Raw genomic sequence first — 20772 nt, 5'->3', positions numbered from 1 at the left:
ACCCTATGCAAACGTTTTTCATCGCACCGACCGGTTTCGGCGTCGGCCTCACCTCCATCAGCCTCGGCCTGATTCGCGCACTGCAGCGCGCCGGCCTGCGGGTTGGCTTTTTCAAGCCGATCGCCCAGCCACACCCCGGCGACCTCGGCCCGGAGCGCTCCAGCGAGCTGGTCGCCCGCACCCACGGCCTGAGCACGCCCCAGCCGCTGCCGCTGGAGCATGTCGAGCGGCTGCTCGGCAACGGCCAGCTCGACACCCTGCTGGAGGAGATCGTCAGCCTCTATCGCCAGGCTGCCGAGGGCACCGACGTGTTGATCGTCGAGGGCATGGTCTCCACCCGCCAGGTCAGCTATGCGGCACGGGTCAACGCCCACCTGGCCCGCAGCCTGGATGCCGAGGTGATCCTGGTCAGCGCGCCGGACCAGGACAGCGCCGACGAGCTGAAGGAGCTGTCCGACCGGGTCGAAGTGCAAGCGCAGTTGTTCGGCGGGCCAAAGGACCCGAAGGTGCTCGGCGTGATCCTCAACAAGGTGCGCGACCCGGCCGGCGTCGAGGCCTTCAGCGCGCGCCTCAAGGAGCATTCGCCACTGCTGAAGAACGGCGATTTCCGCGTCATCGGCTGCATTCCCTGGCAGGAGGAACTGAACGCGCCGCGCACCCGCGACATCGCCGACCTGCTCGGTGCCCGCGTACTCAATGCCGGCGACTACCAGCAACGCCGGGTGCAGAAGATCGTGCTCTGTGCCCGCGCCCTGGCCAATAGCGCCCAGCTTTTCAAGCCCGGCGTGCTGGTGGTGACGCCTGGCGACCGCGACGACATCATCGTCGCCGCCAGCCTCGCCGCAATGAATGGCGTGCCGCTGGCCGGCCTGCTGCTGTGCAGCGACTTCGCCCCCGACCCGCGCATTCTCGAACTCTGCCAGGGCGCCCTGCAGAGCGGCCTGCCGCTGCTGACGGTGACCACCGGCTCCTACGACACCGCCAACAACCTGCAGCGCATGAACCGGGAAATCCCGGTGGACGACCGCGAACGTGCCGAGCAGGTGACCGAGTTCGTCGCCGGCTACATCGACCACGATTGGCTGCGCCAGCGCTGCGGCGCCCCCCGCGAGCTGCGCCTGTCGCCACCGGCGTTCCGCTACGAGCTGGTCAAGCGCGCCCAGGCGGCGGACAAGCGCATCGTGCTGCCGGAAGGCAGCGAGCCGCGCACGGTCAGGGCGGCCGCCATCTGCCAGGCACGCGGCATCGCCCGTTGCGTGCTGCTGGCCAAGCCGGAAGAGGTGGCGGCGGTGGCCAAGGCCCAGGGCATCGACCTGCCGGCCGGCCTGGAAATCCTCGATCCGGACCTGGTGCGCGGTCGTTACATCGAGCCGATGGTGGAATTGCGCCGTGGCAAGGGTCTGAATGCGCCGATGGCCGAGCAGCAGCTGGAAGACACCGTGGTGCTCGGCACCATGATGCTGGCCCTCGACGAGGTCGACGGCCTGGTCTCCGGCGCCGTGCACACCACCGCCAACACCATTCGCCCGGCGCTGCAGTTGATCAAGACCGCGCCCGGTTACCAGTTGGTGTCCTCGGTGTTCTTCATGCTGCTGCCCGACCAGGTGGTGGTCTACGGCGACTGCGCGGTGAACCCCGACCCGTCGGCCGCCGAGCTGGCGGAAATCGCCCTGCAGAGCGCCGAGTCGGCCAAGGCCTTCGGCATCGAGCCGCGGGTGGCGATGATCAGCTACTCCACCGGCGAATCCGGCAGCGGCGCGGAGGTGGAAAAGGTGCGCGAAGCGACCCGCCTGGCCCAGGCCGGCAATCCCGAATTGCTGATCGACGGCCCCTTGCAGTACGACGCCGCGGCCATCGCCAGCGTGGCCCGGCAGAAAGCCCCCAAGAGCCCGGTGGCCGGCCGCGCCACGGTATTCATCTTCCCCGACCTGAACACCGGCAATACCACCTACAAGGCGGTGCAGCGCAGCGCCGACTGCGTCAGCGTCGGCCCGATGCTGCAAGGGCTGCGCAAGCCGGTGAACGACCTGTCCCGCGGCGCACTGGTGGACGACATCGTCTACACCATCGCCCTCACCGCGGTGCAGGCGGCCGGGCGCCGCTGACCCGACGCCTGCGGGGCGGTCAACCGCCCCGCAGGCCTTCCACCAACCAAACGCAGGGCTTGCAGTTGCATGGGCAGCCGGTACCCTGTGCCACCACTTCGTCCGTGGTGAGGGAACGCGGCGGGCGATCGACTGATTCCAGGCGGCCCAGACCGCCCCAATGCGGAGCTGACTTCCATGCTGCGTTTCCTGCCTGCCCCCCTGCGGGGTGTGCTCGCTGCCCTGATCCTGGCGGCCAATACCCTGATCTTCTGCTGGCCGCTGTTCTGCCTCGCCCTGCTCAAGCTGTTGCTTCCCTTCCGCGCCGTGCAACGCGCGCTGCGCAAAGGCATGCACTGGATCGCCGAGAGCTGGATCGCCGTCAACAGCGCCTGGATGAGCCTGGTGCAGCGCACCCAGTGGAATGTGCAGGGCATGCAAGGGCTGGATATGCGCCACTCCTACCTGGTCACCAGCAACCACCAGAGCTGGGCCGACATCCTGGTGCTGCAACGCCAGTTCAACCGGCGCATTCCCTTCCTCAAGTTCTTCCTCAAACAGGAACTGATCTGGGTGCCGGTGATCGGCCTGTGCTGGTGGGCCCTGGAGTTCCCGTTCATGAAGCGCTACAGCAAGGAATACCTGGCCAAGCACCCGGAAAAACGCGGCCAGGACCTGGCCACCACGCGCAAGGCCTGCGCACGCTACAAGGCCAACCCGGTGTCGGTGTTCAACTTTCTGGAAGGCACCCGCTTCACTCAGGCCAAGCACGACCAGCAGGCCTCGCCGTTCCGCCACCTGCTCAAGCCCAAGGCAGGCGGCATCGCCTTCGTGCTGGATGCCATGGGCGAGCAACTGGATGCACTGCTGAACGTCACCATCCACTACCCGGATGGCAGCCCGAGCTTCTGGGACTTGCTCTGCGGCAAGATCGAGCGGGTCGTGGTGCGCATCGAGGAAATGGCGATTCCCCGGCAGTTCCTGTGCAAGAGCTACGACCAGGACGATGAATACCGCCTGGCCTTCCAGCAATGGGTCAACCAGCTCTGGGAATCCAAGGACGCCCTGCTCGACCGCCTGCACCAAGAGTTCCCGTCCGGCCGGACGGCGCACTGACGCCCGGCAGGCCGTCGAAAACACCCGGCACTCCCGAACGGGACCGCACGCGGCCTGCCAACGAGCGATTCGAGCAGGCCGATATCAACGGCCTCGGCCAGGCCGCTAGGACTGCTCTTGCCGCACCAGCGTCGCCCACTCCACCGGATGTTTAAGCTGCTCGGCTTCCTTCGCCGGCCGCGCCGGCGCCACCAGGTAGCCCTGCATGATGTTGCAGCCGTGGGCCATCAGCCAGGCACGCTGGGCAGCGGTTTCCACGCCTTCGGCAATCACTTCCAGCCCCAGGTGACGACCCAGGTCGATGATGGTGCTGACCACCGCCGCATCCTTCGGCGAATCCAGCAGGTTGGCGACGAACAGCCGGTCGATCTTCAGCGTGTCCAGGTCGAAATGGCGCAGATAGGCCAGGGATGAGTAGCCGGTGCCGAAGTCGTCGAGCGCGATGCGCACCCCCAGGTCGCGCAACTCGGCGAGCTGCGTGTGGGTGTGCTCCATGTCGCTCATCAGCGCGCTTTCGGTGACTTCCACTTCCAGTTGCCCGGGTGCGAGCTGCAGCTCGTCGAGCACCCGGGCAAGATCGCTGGCCAGGCGCGGCATGCTGAACTGAACCGGGCTGACATTCAGGCTGACGACCAGTTGGTCGCCGAACTTCGGTTGCCAGGCATTGCATTGCCGGGCGCCCTCGTGAAACACCCATTCGCCGACCCGGTTGATCAGGCGGGTTTCTTCCAGCAGCGGAATGAACACGTCGGGCGCGATGGTGCCGGCCACCCGGTGCTCCCAGCGCAGCAGCGCCTCGAAACCGCGCAGTCGACCACTGTCCAGGTACACCTGGGGTTGGTAATAGAGCACGAAATCGTTGCGCTCGATGGCGCTGCGCAGGCTCTCCTCGAGCATCAGCCGCGAGCGGGCGCGACCGTTCATGTCCTGGGAGAAGAAGCGATACTGGCGCCGGCCGGCGCGCTTGGCCTCGTACATGGCGATATCCGCGGACGACAGCAGGCCGTCCACCGTCTGCCCGCATTCGGGGAAGCAGGCGATGCCGACGCTGGCACCGAGGGTCACCTCCAGTCCTTCCAGCTGGTAGCGCACCGAGATGACTTCGATGAGTTTTTCCGCCACCCGCGCGGCATCCTCGGGATGGTTCAGCGAGTCGAGCAGCACGGTGAACTCGTCGCCGCCCATGCGCGCCAGGATGTCGTAGGGGCGCATGCAGCTCTGCAACTGCTCGGCGACGCGCCGCAGCACCTGGTCGCCCGCCGGATGGCCGAGGGAATCGTTGATGCGCTTGAAGCCATCCAGGTCCAGGTACAGCAGGGCCATGCGCTTGCCGTTGCGGTCGATGCGCGCCAGCGCCGACTCCAGCGCCTGGTGGAAGCCGCGACGATTGAGCAGGCCGGTCAGGGCATCGGTGATCGCCTGGGATTCGAGCTGCTCGTGCAGGTCGCGCACCACCGACATGTCCGCGGCGATCACCACCATGGCGCGCTGCGCAGGGGCCAATGACGAACAAGCGAGCGACACCGGCAGCCGCCCGCCATTGGCGGTGCGCATGCTGGCGTCGTGCAGGCGGTAGGTGGTGCCGCGCCGCCAGTTGCGATAGAACTCGGTGGACTGCCAATCGTCGTCCTGGCGTGGCTCCAGCAGGTGGGACAACAGGTGGCTGCCCTTGAGGTCCTCGACCTTGCTGCGCAGCATGCGAGCGATGGCCGGGTTGGCGAAGTCGATCAGGCCCTGCTCGTTGACCACCAGGATGCCCTCGGCGGCATTTTCCAGCACCGAGGCGTTGAACGCCCGTGCGCTGTCCAGGCGCTGGTTGAGCACCTGCAGTTCATGCCGATTGCGCTCGTGCTGCAGCAGCGAGTTGATCTTGTGCCGCAGCACCTGGGTGTCGAACGGCTTGAGCATGAAGTCCACCGCCCCGGTGCTGTAGCCGCGCAGCACCGCATCCTGGGTCTGGGCGATGGCGGAGACGAAGATGATCGGCGTGTAGCGGGTGCGGGTGTTGCCGCGCATCAGGCGGGCCACCTCGAAGCCGTCCATGCCGGGCATCTGCACATCCAGCAGGACCAGGCTGATGTCCTCCTCCAGCAGGCACTGGAGTGCTTCCAGCCCCGAACTGGCGGTGCGCACGTTCCACTCTCCGTTATCGAGCACCGCCTCCATGGCAATCAGGTTTTCCTGGCGGTCATCCACCACCAACAGCGTTTGCTCGTAGTGCTGCGGTTTGCGCTGCGCTTGTCCCATCTCTTTCACCTCTCATGGCCCCGCCGGCGGAGCGCTTCGGGCTCCTCCGCGGCGGCGCCGCTCAGCCAACGGTAAAGCAGGTCCAGCAACTCCCGACGGTTCACCGGCTTGGGCAGGTAGTCGTCGGCGCCAGCGGCCAGACAATGTTCGCGATCGCCCTTCATGGCATGGGCGGTCAGGGCAATGATCGGCACGCGGCAGCCGTGCTCCTCTTTCAGCGCGCGTGTTGCGGCGTAGCCGTCCATGTTGGGCATGGCCATGTCCATCAGAATCAGATCGCAGGGGTAGCGGGTGAAGCAATTGATGGCATCCAGCCCGTCCTTGGCCGGGGTCACTTCCAGGCCAAATTCTTCCAGCAGCGCACTCATCGCATAGAGATTGCGCACGTCGTCGTCCACCAGCAGCACCCGTCGTTCCTCGAGCACGCTCAGGTCCTGCTCGCCGGACGACGGCTCGCGGCCAGGCGCGCGGCCGATACTGGCGAGAAAGCCCTGCACGGCCGAGCCAAGCGCGGCCAGGTCGCCCTCGCCCTTGCGCACGATCTGCGCCGAGTAGTGGCGCAAGCGCTGCAAGGTCTGCTGGGCGACATCCACTCCGGTGTTGAATACCACCCGCACACCGTCCAGGGGGCGTTCTTGTTCGAGCTCCTGCAACAGCTCGAAACCGTCCTTGCCGGGCAGGTCGAGATCGATCACCAGGGCGGCGAACGGCCCTTGCCGATATGCATGGAGCGCCGCGTCGGCGCTGTTCGCGGTGACCACGGTGAAGCCCATGTCGGCCAGGTGCTCGTAGTAGCGTTCCAGTTCCTGCGCGGCATCCTCCACCAGCAGCACCCGCAGCGGCTGGGCCTGGGCGGAATCCGCCAGCTCGCGCAGGACCTGCTGCAGGTCCAGGCGGGCGATGGGCTTGACCAGATAGCTGCCGACCTCGTCGTGCCAGCCCTCGGGCGGCGGCATGCAGGAAACGATATGCACAGGTAGCTGGCGATGGTCCTGCTGCGTGCGCAGGTAGCGATACACCTGCCAGCCGCTGCGATCCGCCAGGATGAGATCGAGGATCACCGCCACGAAGCGTTCCTGCCGCAACAGCTCCAACGCCTGTTCGGCACTGCGGCAAAGCACGCTGGAAAAACCATGGGCATGGGCTTCCTCGGCGATCACGGCGGCGAAGTTGCGGTCATCCTCGACGATCAGCAACGCCGGCCCCTGGCCGGCACGCAGCGGCTCATCGACTATCGCCTCGGCCACTGGCGCCGGCTCGGTGATCGGCAGGCGAACGGTAAAGCACGCGCCTTCGCCGGGAGCGCTCTCCAGGCTGATGTGCCCCCCCAGCACCTCGACCAGTTGGCGGGTGATGGCCAAACCCAGGCCGGTACCGCCGAAGCGCCGGCTGGTGGAGCCATCGAGTTGCTGAAAGGCGAGAAAGATGCGTTCGTGCTGCTCCGGCGGAATGCCGATGCCGGTGTCGCGCACCGCCAGGCGCAACCATTCGCGCCCGTCAGCCTCCGGCGGGTCGCTGCCGACCACCAGCTCCACCTCCCCCTGCTCGGTGAATTTCATGGCGTTGGACAGCAGGTTGCGCAGGATCTGATGCAGGCGCACGCGGTCGCCGTGGATCATTCGCGGCACCCCCGGCTCGATCCGCGTCAGCAGGCGCAAGCCCTTCAGCTCGGCCATCGGGCGCAGGCTGGCATCCAGCTCGGTCACCAGGTCGTGCACGTTCAGCGACTCCAGCTTGAGCTGCATGCTGCCAGCCTCGACCTTGGCGAGGTCGAGTACATCGTTGATCAGCCGCAGCAGATCGCTGCCGGCACGGTTGATGATCTCTGCGTGCATCACCTGCCGCTCGCTCAGGTTACCGGCATGGTTCTGCTTGAGCTGGTCGCTGAGGATCAGGATGCTGTTGAGCGGCGTGCGCAGCTCATGGGACATGTTGGCGAGGAACTCCGACTTGTAGCGATTGGCCTGGGCCAACTGCTCGGCCTGTTCGCGCAAGCGCTCCTCGGCGGCCTTGCGCTCGCTGATGTCGATGATCGAGGCCTGCACCAGCAGGTCGTTGCCGCTGCGCAGCGGCGCCAGGCCCACCTCCAGCGGTATCGAGTGGCCGTCGCGGTGCTGGCCGTACAGCTCGCGGTTGCCGCCCATGCGGCGCGGCTCGGGGCTGCTCAGGTAGCCCTCGCGCAAGGACACATGGCTGCTACGCAGGGCCTCGGGCAACAAGCGTTCCACCGGCTCGCCGAGCAGTTCCTGACGTCCGTAGCCGAACAACTGCTCGGTCTGCCGGTTGACCATGGCGATGCGGCCATCGCTGTCCACCAACACGATGGCGTTGGGCGACGCCTCGACCACCAGGCGGAAGCGCTCCTCGGCGGCCTTGCGCTCGCTGATATCGATGATCGAGGCTTGCACCAACATGGTGTCGCCGGCGCGCAGTGGCGCCAAGCCCACCTCCAGCGGTATCGAATGGCCGTCGCGGTGCTGGCCGTACAACTCGCGGTTGCTCCCCATGCGGCGCGGCTCGGGGTTGTGCAGGTAGCTCTCGCGCATCCCCGCATGCCCCTTGCGCAAGGTCTCTGGCAACAACAGCTCGACGGGCTGGCCGAGCAATTCCTGGCGGCTGTAGCCGAACATTTGCTCGGCCTGCCGGTTGACCATGGCGATATGTCCGAGGCTATCCACCAGCACGATGGCATTGGGCGAGGCCTCGACCACCAGGCGGAAGCGCTCCTCGGCCCCCTTGCGGGCCTTCAGATCGATCAGGTTGAGCAGAAAGCGCTCGCCGTCGTTGCTTTCCAGCGCCGTGAGGCTGAGGGCCACCGGCACTGACTCGCCGTCTTCGCGCAGGGCCTGGCTCTCGGCCAGCTTCGCTTCGTCCGTAGGGCTCTCCGGCAACACCAGCGTCTCGCCCAGAGCCGGCAGGAAGCGCCGCACCCGCTCACCCAGCAGCGCCGCCTGGGTCGTGCCGAGCAGGTCGGCGGCGCTCTGGTTGGCCAGCTCGATGCGTCCCTCGCCATTGCACAGCAAGGTCGCCACCGGCAACCGCTCGACAAGCATGCCGAAACGCTGTTCGCGCTCCAGCAGCTCCTCGCTGAGCCTCCGGCTCTGCCGCAGGGCACGTTCGCGCAGGTAGAGATAGCCACCGCACAACGCCGCCAGCAGGACGCAGGCGAGCAGCCCGACCCAGAGGCTGAAGGTGCTGCCGGTGTCATCCAGGCTACGCTCGTAGGCCGGCGTACTGGCGACCTCGAGCCGCCAGCTGCGCCCGTAGAGCCGAAGGTCGCGGCTGCGCTGGAATGTCGGCGCAACGGGGGGCGTGCTGGCGCCATTGAGCAGATCGCCGCCGCCCTCCCCCAGATCGATCAAATCGACGTGGTAGAGGTTGCTGCGCACGCCCAGCGTGCCCTTGAGCAGGTCCTGCACACGGAACGCGGCAAACACGGTACCTAGCCACGCCGCCTTGCGCTCTGCCGCGGTGGTCACCGGCGCCAGCGCACGGTAAACCGGCAGGAACAGGGAAACGCCGATCTGCTCGTTATGGTCGGCGTCCTCGGCGCGCTGCTGCGGGCCGCTGAGCACCGCTTCGCCGCTGTCGCAGGCCCGCTCGGCAGCGTACTGGCGAGCCTGCTCGCTGAGCATGTCATAGCCCAGCAGGCGACGGTTGCGCCAATCCAGCGGGTTGATGAAGCTCACCACCAGGTAATGATCCCGATCCCCCTCGGGAAACACGTGCATGGCCTGCCCGCTCTCATCGGCCTGCGCATCGATGAAGCCCTGCAACTGCCCGGCCTCGACGCTGCGTGCCCAACCGAGGGCCTGGATGCCGGGATAGCGGTCTTGCAGCTGCAACTGGTCGGTGGCCCGCTGCCATTCCGCTTCGGTCACCTGTTCCGAGCCCACCCACAGGCCCGAGAGGCCGCGCAGCACCATTTCGTAGGCGCGCATGCGGTCGCCGAGATTCTTTTCGATCTCATCTACCGTCAGGTCGAAGCGTTGCTCCTGCTCGACCCGTGTGCGTTCGTTCAACCCGTGCCATTGCCAGACGACCAGCCCACCGAGCCCCGTCAGCAATGTCAGCGCGACCAGCAGCGGAAGCCACGGTCTACGGGCCTGAAGAACGACTGTGTCATCCATGCGACCTCCTGTCCTGCGCCGCAACGGGCACCTCTGGTTACAGAGTTACCGCTGCCCCTATGGTTCCCCGAACCAGGCTAGACCACGCTCAGCATGGCAGTCGCCAGGAAACCGGCCGCAGCCAGTCGACGGACGGCAATGCCCGGCACGCCAACCACGCAGAAACGAAAAAGCCCCCGGCCACGCGAAGAGCGCGACCGGGGGCCTGCAGGGGCGGAATCAGTACTGCGCGTTGTTCAGCGGACGCAGGTTGATCTCGACCCGACGGTTCTGCGCACGCCCGGACTGGGTGGCGTTGCTCGCCACCGGCTGGTCCGGACCGGCGCCGCGGGTGCTGATGCGCGCGCCGCTGACGCCCTGGGCGGTCAGGTAGTTGGCCACGCTCTGGGCACGGCGCTGCGACAGGTTCATGTTGTACTGGTAGGAGCCGGTACTGTCGGTGTGGCCGACGATCTCGATGCTGTTCTGGTCGTATTGCTTCATCGAGTTGGCCAGGTTGTTCAGCGTCGAATAGAAATCGCCGGAAATATCCGCCGAGTCGGAGGCGAAGGTGATATTGCCGGGCATCACGAGCGTGATGTTGTCGCCCTGGCGCTGCACTTCGACGCCGGTACCCTGCATCTGCCGCCGTAACTCGGCCTCCTGCTTGTCGGCATAGTAGCCGTAGCCGGCACCGGCGGCGCCACCGACGGCCGCACCGATCAGCGCGCCCTTGCCGCGGTCCTTCTTGCTGGACGTCGCGGCGCCCACCGCGGCACCGGCCAGCGCACCGAGGCCGCCATAGATCGCTGTCTTGTTCGAACTGCCCTGCTGGTTCTCATAAGGGTTGTTCGAGGCGCAGCCGGCCAGCAAGGCGATGGCCGTGGCGCCGATGATCAGGCGGGGGGAAGTCTTCATGTACTGCTCCTGTTGGTGGTTCTAACACGCGGACTGGGCCCCATTAGAGCCACAAATCCGGGGTAAATTCCCAAAAGGCCATCACAGCCCGGCACGCACGAAGGGATTTTCCCGCATCTCGTCGCCCAGCCGGGTATCCGGGCCGTGACCGGTGACCACGGTGGCCTCCTCGTCGAGGCTATAGAGCCGCTGCCTGATCGAACGCTCGATGCTGGCGTAGTCGCCGCCCCACAGGTCGGTACGACCGATGCCGCGACGGAACAACGTGTCGCCGGCGATCAGCAACTTGGCCTGAGGAAACCAGAAGCTCATCGAACCCGGGGTATGCCCCGGCGTATGCAGGGCCACGCCACAGCCGCAGGCCAATGCCTCGTCATCCTTCAACCAGAAATCCGGCGCCGGCACCGGGGTGTAGGGCACGCCGAACATACGGCACTGCATTTCCAGATTGTCCCAGAGGAACTGGTCGCCCTGGTGCAGGTGCAAGGTGGCCCCGGTTTTCTCCTTCATCTGCCCGGATGCGAGGAAGTGATCGAGATGCGCATGGGTATGAATGATGCTGACCACCTTCAGCCCCAGCGCATCGAGGCGCGCCAGGATCAATTCGTGGTCGCCGCCCGGATCGACGACGATGGCCTGCTTGCTCACCGGATCGCCAATGATGGTGCAGTTGCACTGCAAAGGCCCGACAGGGAAGGTTTCTCGTATTAGCGCGGGTTTTGCGGCTTCCATGGGTATTCCTGTAGGATTAATGGCACATTTTTGGCACAGTGCGATTGAAGATGGCGACGATCAGGAAGAAAGGCCCATACCAGTGGCACGCCCAAATCAGGCGTAAAGGGTGGCCCCAACAGACCCGCACTTTCAACACCCAGGCCGAGGCGAAGGCCTGGGCAACGATGATCGAGCGCGAAATGGACGCTGGCGTGTTCGTCAGCCGCAACGAAGCGGAATCGACCTCCTTCGCCAAAGCCCTGGAGATGTACGCCGAGCAGGTTACTAGCAAGAAGCGCAGTAGCGATTCTGAGCTATCCCGCATCCAGGCTCTTCAACGCCACTCACTGGCCCTGAGATCGCTGGCCAGCATCCGTGGCGCTGACATGGCCAGCTACCGTGATCAACGCCTCGCAGAGGGGATGGCAGCAGCCACAGTACGCCGTGAGCTAGCTTTGATTTCGCACGTCTTCACCATCGCCCGCAAAGAGTGGCGCATGGAGTCCTTGAGCAACCCCGTGGAGCTGATTCGCCAGCCCAGTGTTGATGACGCCAGAGATAGGCGCATCTTGAGCGCAGACGTTTGGACACTGCGGGACGGCAAACTGATTTGCGAGCACCTGGACGAGCTGGAGATGATCTGTCGCTATGCTCGCTCGACCGAGCTACCTCTGATTGCTCGATTCGCCGTAGAAACCGGTATGCGCCGCAGCGAGATTTCGAGCCTGGTACGAACCAACGTCGATGTGAAGAAACGTACTGCGATTTTGCCAGTCACCAAGAATGGTTCTGCCCGTGGCGTACCACTCTCAAGCCTAGCCGTTGAGATAGTGACGAGCCAACCCATGCTTGAGGATGGCCGAGTATTTAAGAGCAGGCCAGACACCATTACAAAGGCCTTCAACGACGCCGCAGACTACGCTCGCCAAGCTTATGAGGAAGGACTTACCCTGCAACTACAGGATCAAGGCCTTCCTCAAAAGGAGGTCCAGCAACAGATCGACAATGATCCGTTCCTGTTAGAACTGCGGTTTCACGACCTGCGCCATGAGGCAACCTCGCGGCTAGCTGAAATATTTCCACTGCACGAATTGACTAAAATCACAGGCCATCAGGACACAAGGATGTTGATGCGATACTACCATCCCAGAACAGAGGATCTAGCCAAGAAGCTAAGCTAGCCAACTCAAATCTGAGCGATAATTTCATCAGCAATCCTTTCACGCTCCAGATTTGGCGCACCAATTCGCCCATAATATCTCGAAAAACGACTAACTACAGACTCTGCAAAAGGCGAGTCAAGCGTCGCAATTCTCTCAACTCTCGCAGCCCCCAAATCAGCCAAAGGAAAAGTTTTTACCCGCTGAAAGTCCACGACATGATTATCTAGGAAAACAGTTTTTGGAAGAAACTTATATCTTTCCGGCTGGGACTTCTGCCTATTGTCACCTATTAAATTCTTCAAAGCACCTATTTGATTACCATTAGGCTGCCCACCATCTCTTTTAGCATCAGCAACCCCCGAATACTCAACACACTGAGCCAAAGGAACGCACTCAGCCACAACTAACAACTCAACCTTACCCTGAACAAAGTCGCAGGCCGGATTAAGCACAAGAAAAATCTGACCCTCCACCCTGAGAATATCGCCGCTTTGGATTGAGTCACCTAAAGCAGGCCAAATATAAACCTCTGCTGGATGGGCAACATCTTGCACATCCCCCTCCTTCAAGAACTTGCGTATTGACGCCCCCTCAAGCGCACTGCCAAGCCGCCGCGCCAGCAAATAAGCCAAATCCCGAACATCGCAGATCGCCCCATCTCTTTTCCAAAACTCATCAACATGCGACCATAGATACAAGCGCTGCTGCTCCTGGATATATCTAATCAATTCCGGCAGCCGTGTTGAGAAAACATCTCTAACAGCTTGGCGAAGGCGATCAGCATCCTCATCTCCCTTAGCAACAACCTGAACAAAAGGAGTCTTCAGAGACTCAACCTTATGAGAGTGCCCCGTATAGAATACGACAGGAACGAAATGAGCCTCTCTCAAAAGATCAAGAACTTCCTGCCCCTTTAAATCTATCTTCCCCGCATCATCCCTCAAATCCAGGACGACGAGATCGTAGCGAGAAACCAGCACCTTCTCCTTGGCCAACTCAAAACTCGTGCAGACTTCACAAGTGATTTCGGCGCCATCCAAAGTCCTAGCACTTTGCAATATTTCAGCCGTCTGCTGGGCCATAGCTTCGTCATCATCAACAACTAGAAAATTCCATTTCATATTCAAACCCTCTTGCAAAGCCTTATTCTGAACGCAGCACCTGGCAAATCACCACCACTCAACAACTCCAAGCTTCCACCATAATAGTTGGATACCATCTCACCAACTATCGATAACCCTAAACCAGCACCATCTTTACGCGTAGAGTAATAGGCATCAAAAATCGAATCCCTATCCTCTTCAGGCACCCCCGGCCCGCTATCCGAGAAAAGCACATCAACAAAACCCTCAGCAGTACGCTCAACTGCCACAAATATCTTTCGAGCATCCACAGGAACGAATTGAAGCCAATAGATACTATTGTCAATTAAGTTGACAAACACCTGCTGCATCTCATGCGGATCAAGGCGAACCAGGGTCTGCGTATCGGACACGCCATAGCTTATAGAAGACGACTTAAGCTGACCCTCAAAAATATCAAAAGAATCTTGTATAATTTTCTCTAGGTAAAGCTGCGGGGGACGCCCAGATTTTCGCCCACCAAATGGCTCTATTCGTTTAAATATAAGACTGAGAACCTTTGATTGCTCCTTAATTCTAAGCAATCTCTGATATACGGTCTCTAGCTTAGACTCTCCCGAATAGCCAAAGTCCTCCAAATCCTCCTGCCCAAGCCCAGCCTGACCAGAAATAGTTGCAAGAGGCTGCCTCCCCTCATGCAAAACCGCATCAACTAACTTGCCCAAAGTGGCAAGACCACTATATCTAGCAACAACCTTCTTTATGCTTTCAATTCGCCGAGAAAAATCCGCCTCGACACTGTCAACTAAATTTCTTGCAAGAGCATCATTAGGGTGCGCTTTTTGCAGATGCTGTCTAATCCCCGAAAGATCCAACGCATCAAACAACCCCCCCTGCTTTACTCCGTCTTCACCTGCAGGAGAGGCAGGTTGTTTTCTAGACTTATAGCGGACGTCCTCCATCCTAGACAGAATGCAAAACATCAAATCTTTCAAGTCCGTATAAGCCTGACTTTCACGCATACCTTCACGATTAGACTGATCCTTTAGATCAGGATTACCATCCGCCGTAATAGATATGTAACCAACAATTTGGTTATTTGAAAGCCTATAAACTGGCTTCTGGACACGCCTCAAGTCCAAACGCAGCCAGTCATTATTAGGCTCACCATAGGGCATGACACGAAACCCATCCCTATAGATGTTTATACCTGCAAAATTATCAAGATCCTTTCGAACACTAGAAATTGTCCCACCAATCATTTGCTGAACATTTCCCAGCTCATCCCGATCCCAAACTCTCAGCTGAACCTTAAAAGCACCACACTCTGGCGGCCTGTAATTCTCTTCCATAGACTCGACGGAGAGGTCATCTCGCATCACCCACCCGGACTTAGGGTGATGAAAAAAAGCACCACGAGCCAATTGCTCAGCCCCTGATGCTAGCACTTGGTAAACAAAATAATACGTGCCATCAGCATTAACTTGGCCCTCCACCATATAGTGGGGATATTTAATAACTTGCGGCGGTGAAATCTCCGAGGAATACTGTTCAAAGCCGGCAGGAGCTTCAATTTTAATCTTAAAACCAGGCAACTCTGAAAATGGCGAAACTAATCTAGATAGCCCCCGCTGTATTTCATCGAAGCTGATATTTTTCCAGTCCCCCTTCAACCTCGACATACTTAGAGAGGTGCCGTGCTCCGCAATAGAGGCTGCAGGCCGCTCCTCAATCAAAACCCTAACTTCATCCAAATACTTCTCTTCATCATCAAACTGAGTCCAGTCAAATACAGCCCTGACCTCCTCAGCACCACCGCGCCGCCTACTAACAAGTTCAAGCTCATCAGCTAAACGAGAGGCAGCGAATCTTCCAATACCCTTCTCACCAAGAACCCTACGACCACTCTCCGATACTTTATTTTTTACCTTACTTGGCGTCGCCGGCTCCATCCACGCTCTTTCCACCGTTAATCTATCCATGCCTTTTCCATTATCAATGACATGAATACTGCCCTCTCCCTGCTTAAGAGGGCCAACAAACTTTACAAGAACTTCACTAGCGTCGGCATCATATGCATTTTTAACCAGCTCAATAATGGCAACACTATCACTACTGATTAGTTCTTCCCCTAGAGTCTTCATAATTCTTGCTCTAGGCCTAAAGGCTGAACCCGACATAAAACCTCCAAAAAAAGGCTCACACCCTTATGAGTGCAAGCCGCATTTTATAATGGTCACGCCTTCACATCATGCAGCTTCTTTATTCTTCAAAAGAGCCTGTCGCCGAATAGATGCAACAATTGCCTCCATCACAGGCGAGCAAACTGCATTGCCCATCAGCTTAACCTGCTCACGCCTTGTAACTTCTGGAAAGCGATAATTCCCAGGAAAACCCATTGCTTTCCTTAACTCATCAGGCTGCAGCATTCGCATTTTATGCCCCTCTGGGGATGGAGTGACAAAAGCAAATCGATCGATTGTCGTTACCGTTCGCAATGGCATATCCATTCTTTGCCACCCTCCTCCCCCATCACTGCCGTAATAAACTATGAGAAATGACTCATTCGGCCCCAGTTCCTCAATAGCCCTATCAGCTCTAGCAAGAGTGTCCTTTGCACGCCGGGGAGTCCTAAGCGGACTCATCTTATATTTCCCACTGAGATCCAGAATATCCCAGACAGTTTTATGACTATTATTGAGCGGCAAGATCAATTCAGGCTCATCCTGGAGATCCGCAATCATAAAAAGACGACGGCGACGCTGAGCAACACCAAAGTCTGATGCATCAATTATTTGTTCACGAACTTTGTAATTAAGGCGCTTCAACTCTGACATCAACTCCTGATAGCGAGGCCAGGGTTTCATATGAACAACATTCTCAAGAGTAATCCACCGCGGTTTCATTACCTCTGCATAGCGAATCACCTGAAACGCAGTTTCTCGGCTTTCTTCGGACCGAGGTTTAGCACCCCGAGCACAAGTATGGTGAGTGCACTCAGGAGATGAGATAAGAAGGTCAATCGGGCCGGTTTTTCCGAGAACTTCTTCAGGCGTCAAATCACGAAGATCTTTATGAAAGACATGAGCCTTAGGGAAGTTTATCTTGAAGGACTCAATGGCCGGCTGCCAAATATCAACCCCACCAACGATAGTAGCGCCCCCGTCCCTGGCCCCCAAGCTGGCCCCACCGGCCCCGCAGAACATGTCAAAAGCGCGAATTTGATCCATTGAACAACCTTCCGTTTTATCTACTGGCCAGGCTACCAGGTTCCCGGCACCATGCAACCTTTAATATGACCAAGGACAGTCAATGAGCGATAACCTGGTGTACTCCCTGGAGGAGCTTGAGGACGCAGACCTAGTAATCGATGCCCGCTATGCAGGAAGCCGCAATGGCAACGCCAGTGATGACCCTCTAACCCGGTTGCTGAGCCTGAGCAATCAAGGTGGCTTCCGGATTCGTGGTACTCGCAATGACCCGAAGCTGATTGCCCTGATCTCCAGCATGGAAGACCAGGACTGGCCCGATGGTCTCGATTTATCAACCGGTGTGTTCACCTACTACGGGGACAACAAGCAGCCCGGCCGCAGGCTGAACGAAACGAACCGCTATGGCAATAACCTCCTGGAGCTAGTTTTTGGCCACTTGCATGCAGGAGAGCGCCATAAAATTCCGCCGATCCTGGTCTTCACCAAAGCCGGTGTGTATCGGGATGTGGTGTTCCGCGGTCTTGCTGTACCAGGTGCGGTTGGCAGCACTCATAACGATGACTTGGTAGCCATCTGGCACACCACCAAGGGGCAACGATTCCAGAACTACCGGGCAACGTTCACGATCCTGGATCTGCCACGCATCCCCCGCGCTTGGCTCTTCGACATTATTCAGGAAGGCGTCCGCGGAAGCGAAAGCGCCCACGCCCCGCTGGAATGGATGAGATGGCTGAAGTCAGGCCAATACACCCCTCTGATTGCCAAGCGCTCACAACCGATACGCTCGAAGAAAGAACAGCTCCCCTCCTCCAAGCCAGACACAGACATGCTGACGGCTTTGCACCAACACTTCCAGGCAGACCCCTACAGTTTTGAGGCATGTGCTGCACATCTAGTCCGTCTTTGCCTGCCTGATACGGTCGAGCTGGATCTGACGCGCCCATTTCGGGACGGGGGCAGGGACGGGATTGGTAAGCTGAGAATCGGCAGGGCCGAATCATCCGTGCTTGTTGATTTCGCAATCGAAGCCAAATGTTACGCAACCAGTAGCTCGGTGGGTGTACGCGAAGTCTCTCGTCTGATTTCTCGCCTGCGTCATCGCCAGTTCGGTGTGCTGGTCACCACCTCCTGGGTTCACGATCAGGCATACAACGAAATCGTTGAAGACGGCCACCCAGTAATGATTCTTGCCGGGAAGGACATCATCGATCTCCTTAAAGAGGCTGGATTGAAGAGCGAGGAGGCCCTCAGGCAATGGCTTGAATCCAGCTTCCCGCTCAGCAAACCTTGAGCTATGTGCGCAGACATTCTCACACCTGCAGAACGTTCCCTGATGATGGCGAAGATCAAAGGTCGCCACACCAAACCCGAGCTGGTCGTTCGATCACTTTGCCATTCGATGGGATTGAGGTACCGGCTCCATCGAAAGGATTTGCCTGGCTCACCAGACCTTGTATTCCCCAAACTCAGACTGTGCCTGTTCGTCCATGGCTGCTTCTGGCATCAACATCCCGGCTGCAAATACGCTTATAAGCCCAAGAGCAGGCAGGAATTCTGGCTACCGAAGCTGGCAAGGAATGCGGAAAGAGACAAGGAAAAGGGGGAAGCCCTACAAGGAATGGGGTGGAGAGTGGGAGTTATTTGGGAGTGCGAAACAAAGAATCCTCACCAGCTACGGGAGAGGATCCTGAGTTTACTTGATCGGAAGGTCAGCCCCTTCGATTGAGCGAGCTACAAGTGGAACAGTGATACAACCATACGATATGGTTCATGATCTTCTTCTCTCCAAAATCCGTCTTGTAGAAGGCCGCGATGCTGAGAGGAGTTGAACGCAACAGCGCCCCCGATGGACAGTTTTCTGGACGAGGAGCCCCCAAGTCGACAGGGCGCAGTCCAACCCCGCAAATGCTCCCACCAACACGCTCTTCCAACCCAGAAATTGATGCTACTGGCATTTCCAGGGCGCTTTTTGGAATGATACCCAAGGTAGCTGGATCAAAGCCTTTGTATATCGCCGACCTAAATTCTGGCAGTTCCTCTGCCCCCAGATTCGCCTTAACACTGAAAGAGCGAGCAGGCATTTCCGTCACACTCTGGTACTTCACGACAAGCGAGCTATCCGGATCTCCCAGCATGTGTTGAACCCCCACCTCAGCCAGCACCACATTCGTTGGATTGTGATTCCGGGTAACGATGTCCTGATAGCTTTCACGATCAGGAATCAGACGCTCTGTAATATTGAAGAACTTTTCCACCCCCCCCCTAAAAGAGCCACGATGACGATACCTGCAGCAGTCAGTTTTGTCAGATTACTACGTCGTTTACCAATGCTCATTCCCACGACTCTCCTGGATATGCGTTTGTTGGGCAGTAGTATGGATAACGTTCCAAACCGAATTTTCAAGTCAGGGCGAAAGCTTATTTTCCCTAACTAAGCGGTCCCGCGCCCTGATCACAACGTCCAGAGCAAGCCATAACGCCCCTGGCGTTGGATCATCAAGCGCGGCCTGCAGGTAGGCCCGAATAGTCTCCTCGTCCTTAAGGTGGGCGACAGCGTCGAACGATTGCAGCCCCCGACTAGGCTGCATTTCATTATCGTGTCGCATCATGCTCCCCTGTTGAGCCGTAGGCGAATAAAGCAGGTGGTGAGGTGGACGGTAGGCCTACCTCACACATCCTGCCCTGACCCAAAAGATAACAGCCGCAAACCAACTCGTCACCGCATGTAATCAGTAGGCACTTTTCACGCCATCATGCTGCACTTATACGTCACCTCCATGCCATTTAATTGCAACCAAAAACCATCAGAGCCAACTCGTGCAATACACCGCAAGCCATTGTTGACCTACGCAACAGACGATGCATATATTTCCCCAAAACCAATACAACAAGACCAACCAGATGCCAGCGCCAACAGACAGCAAAAAGCCGTTAAAACTTCGAACGATTTCGCTTATGAACATGCTAAGAGTCGAAGTCGGCGCTAAAAATCCCCACCAATTCAGCGCATGGTTCCAAGAGAGCGCCACGAACTTTAACTGGCCAGACTTAGTTGACTCCAACCGACTATATAAATACTTCAAAGGCCGAGTCAGCCGACACCCTTTCCAGATACTTAAGATGCTTGGTCAAGTCTTCAGCGATGTCGACAAAAAGTACTGGGAGGGGCCAGAGGGACTATGGATATCTCTATGGGGAAGCCATCTTGAACTATCTACAATTATCAAGAAGACATGCAACTCTTCTGAGAGAGACTCCATTGATAACGCAATAAAAAACTTTTTTACACGAATACTCGTGCATGGAGAAAGCAACCTACCTGCATCAGTTTCGATATATAGATATTTATCAATCACCGATCCTTACTCTCGATTTTCGGACGGCAATGGATTTTCAATGGCCTACAGCGCGTATCAGCAGGCTCTTAAAGATTTAGAGACAGCAGAAATCAAGAACACTCTTACTGAACTGGGGGTATACGAAGGCGTCCGGCAAGAGATCATCGAAATAGAGAGGACACGGATTGCCTCTAAGCCCACCTGGGTCACTCCGCTAGAGTGCGAACGCTTTTAGTCGTGGCGGGATGCGATCAATACCCGCTGGATTACCTGCTTGGACCAGAAGTTATCCACAGGCCGACTAGGTAAATATAGGGTAGAAGAAAGGTAGGGAGCATTTACCACCTCTGCAGCCCCCGCCAGCCGGGGTTGTCAGCCTGAGGGGAAGAATGCAACCCCGATACCGATGGAATGCAACCCCGATAGAATGGAATCCAACCCCGATACCGGTGGAATGCAACCCCGATGGCTAGGCGGCGCTACAACCGTACCCACACGGCCTGCTCCTCCCCCTTGGTGCTCATCTCGATGCGCGCCGCTGCGATGATCTCAACGCGCTCCAGCTCCTGCATGGCAGCCTTGAGTGACAGCCTGAACTTGCACATTGGGCTGCAGTACTGGAGACGCTCCTTCAGCCAGCTCAAACGGAAGCGCTGCACACGCTCATCTGATGTCGACACCAATCGCTGCAAAGCCTTGGCGATGTCCTGCCTGATCTTGCCCAGCAATCGTGGACACGTGTTTAAGCCCTCATCCTGGCCTCGAAGCCCTCTGGGCTGATGTGCCCCA

General features: G+C 59.0%; 15 protein-coding genes. 6 read left to right on the top strand and 9 right to left on the bottom strand.

Annotated elements, in window-relative coordinates; genetic code table 11:
- The first annotated feature begins 5 nt into the window (after positions 1–5).
- Positions 6–2105: a phosphate acetyltransferase gene (gene pta, locus ACWKV7_RS17285; RefSeq protein ID WP_483858934.1), complete on the top strand. Its 2100-nt coding sequence runs from the start codon at positions 6–8 to the stop codon at positions 2103–2105.
- Between the two features lie 177 nt (positions 2106–2282).
- A complete protein-coding gene (locus tag ACWKV7_RS17280; protein ID WP_483858933.1) occupies positions 2283–3200 on the top strand; it encodes a 1-acylglycerol-3-phosphate O-acyltransferase, YihG family in 918 nt (305 codons plus the stop codon).
- A 105-nt stretch (positions 3201–3305) separates the two neighbouring features.
- On the opposite strand, the gene ACWKV7_RS17275 is transcribed toward ACWKV7_RS17280, so the two are convergent.
- The 4 genes from ACWKV7_RS17275 to ACWKV7_RS17260 all read right to left on the bottom strand — a co-directional run bounded on the left by ACWKV7_RS17275 (position 3306) and on the right by ACWKV7_RS17260 (position 11206).
- Positions 3306–5447, bottom strand: a complete 2142-nt coding sequence (locus ACWKV7_RS17275) for a putative bifunctional diguanylate cyclase/phosphodiesterase (RefSeq protein ID WP_483858932.1) — start codon at positions 5445–5447, stop codon at positions 3306–3308.
- A gap of 5 nt (positions 5448–5452) precedes the next feature.
- Complete coding sequence (locus ACWKV7_RS17270; protein WP_483858931.1) at positions 5453–9577, bottom strand: CHASE domain-containing hybrid sensor histidine kinase/response regulator; 4125 nt, start codon at positions 9575–9577, stop codon at positions 5453–5455.
- A 219-nt stretch (positions 9578–9796) separates the two neighbouring features.
- Positions 9797–10474 (bottom strand): YiaD family glycine zipper/OmpA-like lipoprotein, encoded by a 678-nt coding sequence (locus ACWKV7_RS17265; protein WP_483858930.1) that lies wholly within the window; start codon positions 10472–10474, stop codon positions 9797–9799.
- A gap of 81 nt (positions 10475–10555) precedes the next feature.
- Entirely contained in the window at positions 10556–11206 is a 651-nt protein-coding gene (locus ACWKV7_RS17260; RefSeq protein WP_483858929.1) for an MBL fold metallo-hydrolase, read from the bottom strand.
- Between the two features lie 167 nt (positions 11207–11373).
- Between ACWKV7_RS17260 and ACWKV7_RS17255 the strand changes: the two genes are divergently transcribed.
- Positions 11374–12369, top strand: a complete 996-nt coding sequence (locus ACWKV7_RS17255) for a tyrosine-type recombinase/integrase (RefSeq protein ID WP_483858928.1) — start codon at positions 11374–11376, stop codon at positions 12367–12369.
- Positions 12370–12374: 5 nt separating this feature from the next.
- Here ACWKV7_RS17255 and ACWKV7_RS17250 read toward each other — a convergent pair whose 3' ends face one another.
- The 3 genes from ACWKV7_RS17250 to ACWKV7_RS17240 all read right to left on the bottom strand — a co-directional run bounded on the left by ACWKV7_RS17250 (position 12375) and on the right by ACWKV7_RS17240 (position 16663).
- The gene (locus ACWKV7_RS17250; RefSeq protein WP_483858927.1) at positions 12375–13472 is read right to left on the bottom strand and encodes a hypothetical protein; all 1098 of its coding nucleotides are present in this window, start codon (positions 13470–13472) and stop codon (positions 12375–12377) included.
- Between the two features lie 2 nt (positions 13473–13474).
- Positions 13475–15613 carry a sensor histidine kinase gene (locus ACWKV7_RS17245; RefSeq protein ID WP_483858926.1) on the bottom strand — a complete coding sequence of 713 codons (2139 nt, stop codon included), beginning with the start codon at positions 15611–15613 and terminating at the stop codon, positions 13475–13477.
- 69 nt (positions 15614–15682) lie between these two features.
- Positions 15683–16663, bottom strand: a complete 981-nt coding sequence (locus ACWKV7_RS17240) for a DNA cytosine methyltransferase (RefSeq protein ID WP_483858925.1) — start codon at positions 16661–16663, stop codon at positions 15683–15685.
- Positions 16664–16745: 82 nt separating this feature from the next.
- Between ACWKV7_RS17240 and ACWKV7_RS17235 the strand changes: the two genes are divergently transcribed.
- Positions 16746–17936 carry a restriction endonuclease gene (locus ACWKV7_RS17235; protein ID WP_483858924.1) on the top strand — a complete coding sequence of 397 codons (1191 nt, stop codon included), beginning with the start codon at positions 16746–16748 and terminating at the stop codon, positions 17934–17936.
- Between the two features lie 3 nt (positions 17937–17939).
- The gene (locus ACWKV7_RS17230; RefSeq protein WP_483858923.1) at positions 17940–18371 is read left to right on the top strand and encodes a very short patch repair endonuclease; all 432 of its coding nucleotides are present in this window, start codon (positions 17940–17942) and stop codon (positions 18369–18371) included.
- On the opposite strand, the gene ACWKV7_RS17225 is transcribed toward ACWKV7_RS17230, so the two are convergent.
- Positions 18355–18900: a hypothetical protein gene (locus tag ACWKV7_RS17225; protein ID WP_483858922.1), complete on the bottom strand. Its 546-nt coding sequence runs from the start codon at positions 18898–18900 to the stop codon at positions 18355–18357. The two genes, ACWKV7_RS17230 and ACWKV7_RS17225, sit on opposite strands and share 17 nt — an antisense overlap.
- Positions 18901–19504: 604 nt before the next feature.
- On the opposite strand from ACWKV7_RS17225, the gene ACWKV7_RS17220 reads away from it, so the two are divergent.
- Entirely contained in the window at positions 19505–20218 is a 714-nt protein-coding gene (locus ACWKV7_RS17220) for a hypothetical protein (protein ID WP_483858921.1), read from the top strand.
- 244 nt (positions 20219–20462) lie between these two features.
- Here ACWKV7_RS17220 and ACWKV7_RS17215 read toward each other — a convergent pair.
- The coding region (locus ACWKV7_RS17215) for a hypothetical protein (protein WP_483858920.1) at positions 20463–20772 on the bottom strand (310 nt) is incomplete at its 5' end.

Source organism: Zestomonas ipomoeae, from assembly GCF_057128665.1.
The sequence above is the reverse complement of the archived record's forward strand: the minus strand, read 5'-3'. Positions and strand labels throughout refer to the sequence as shown.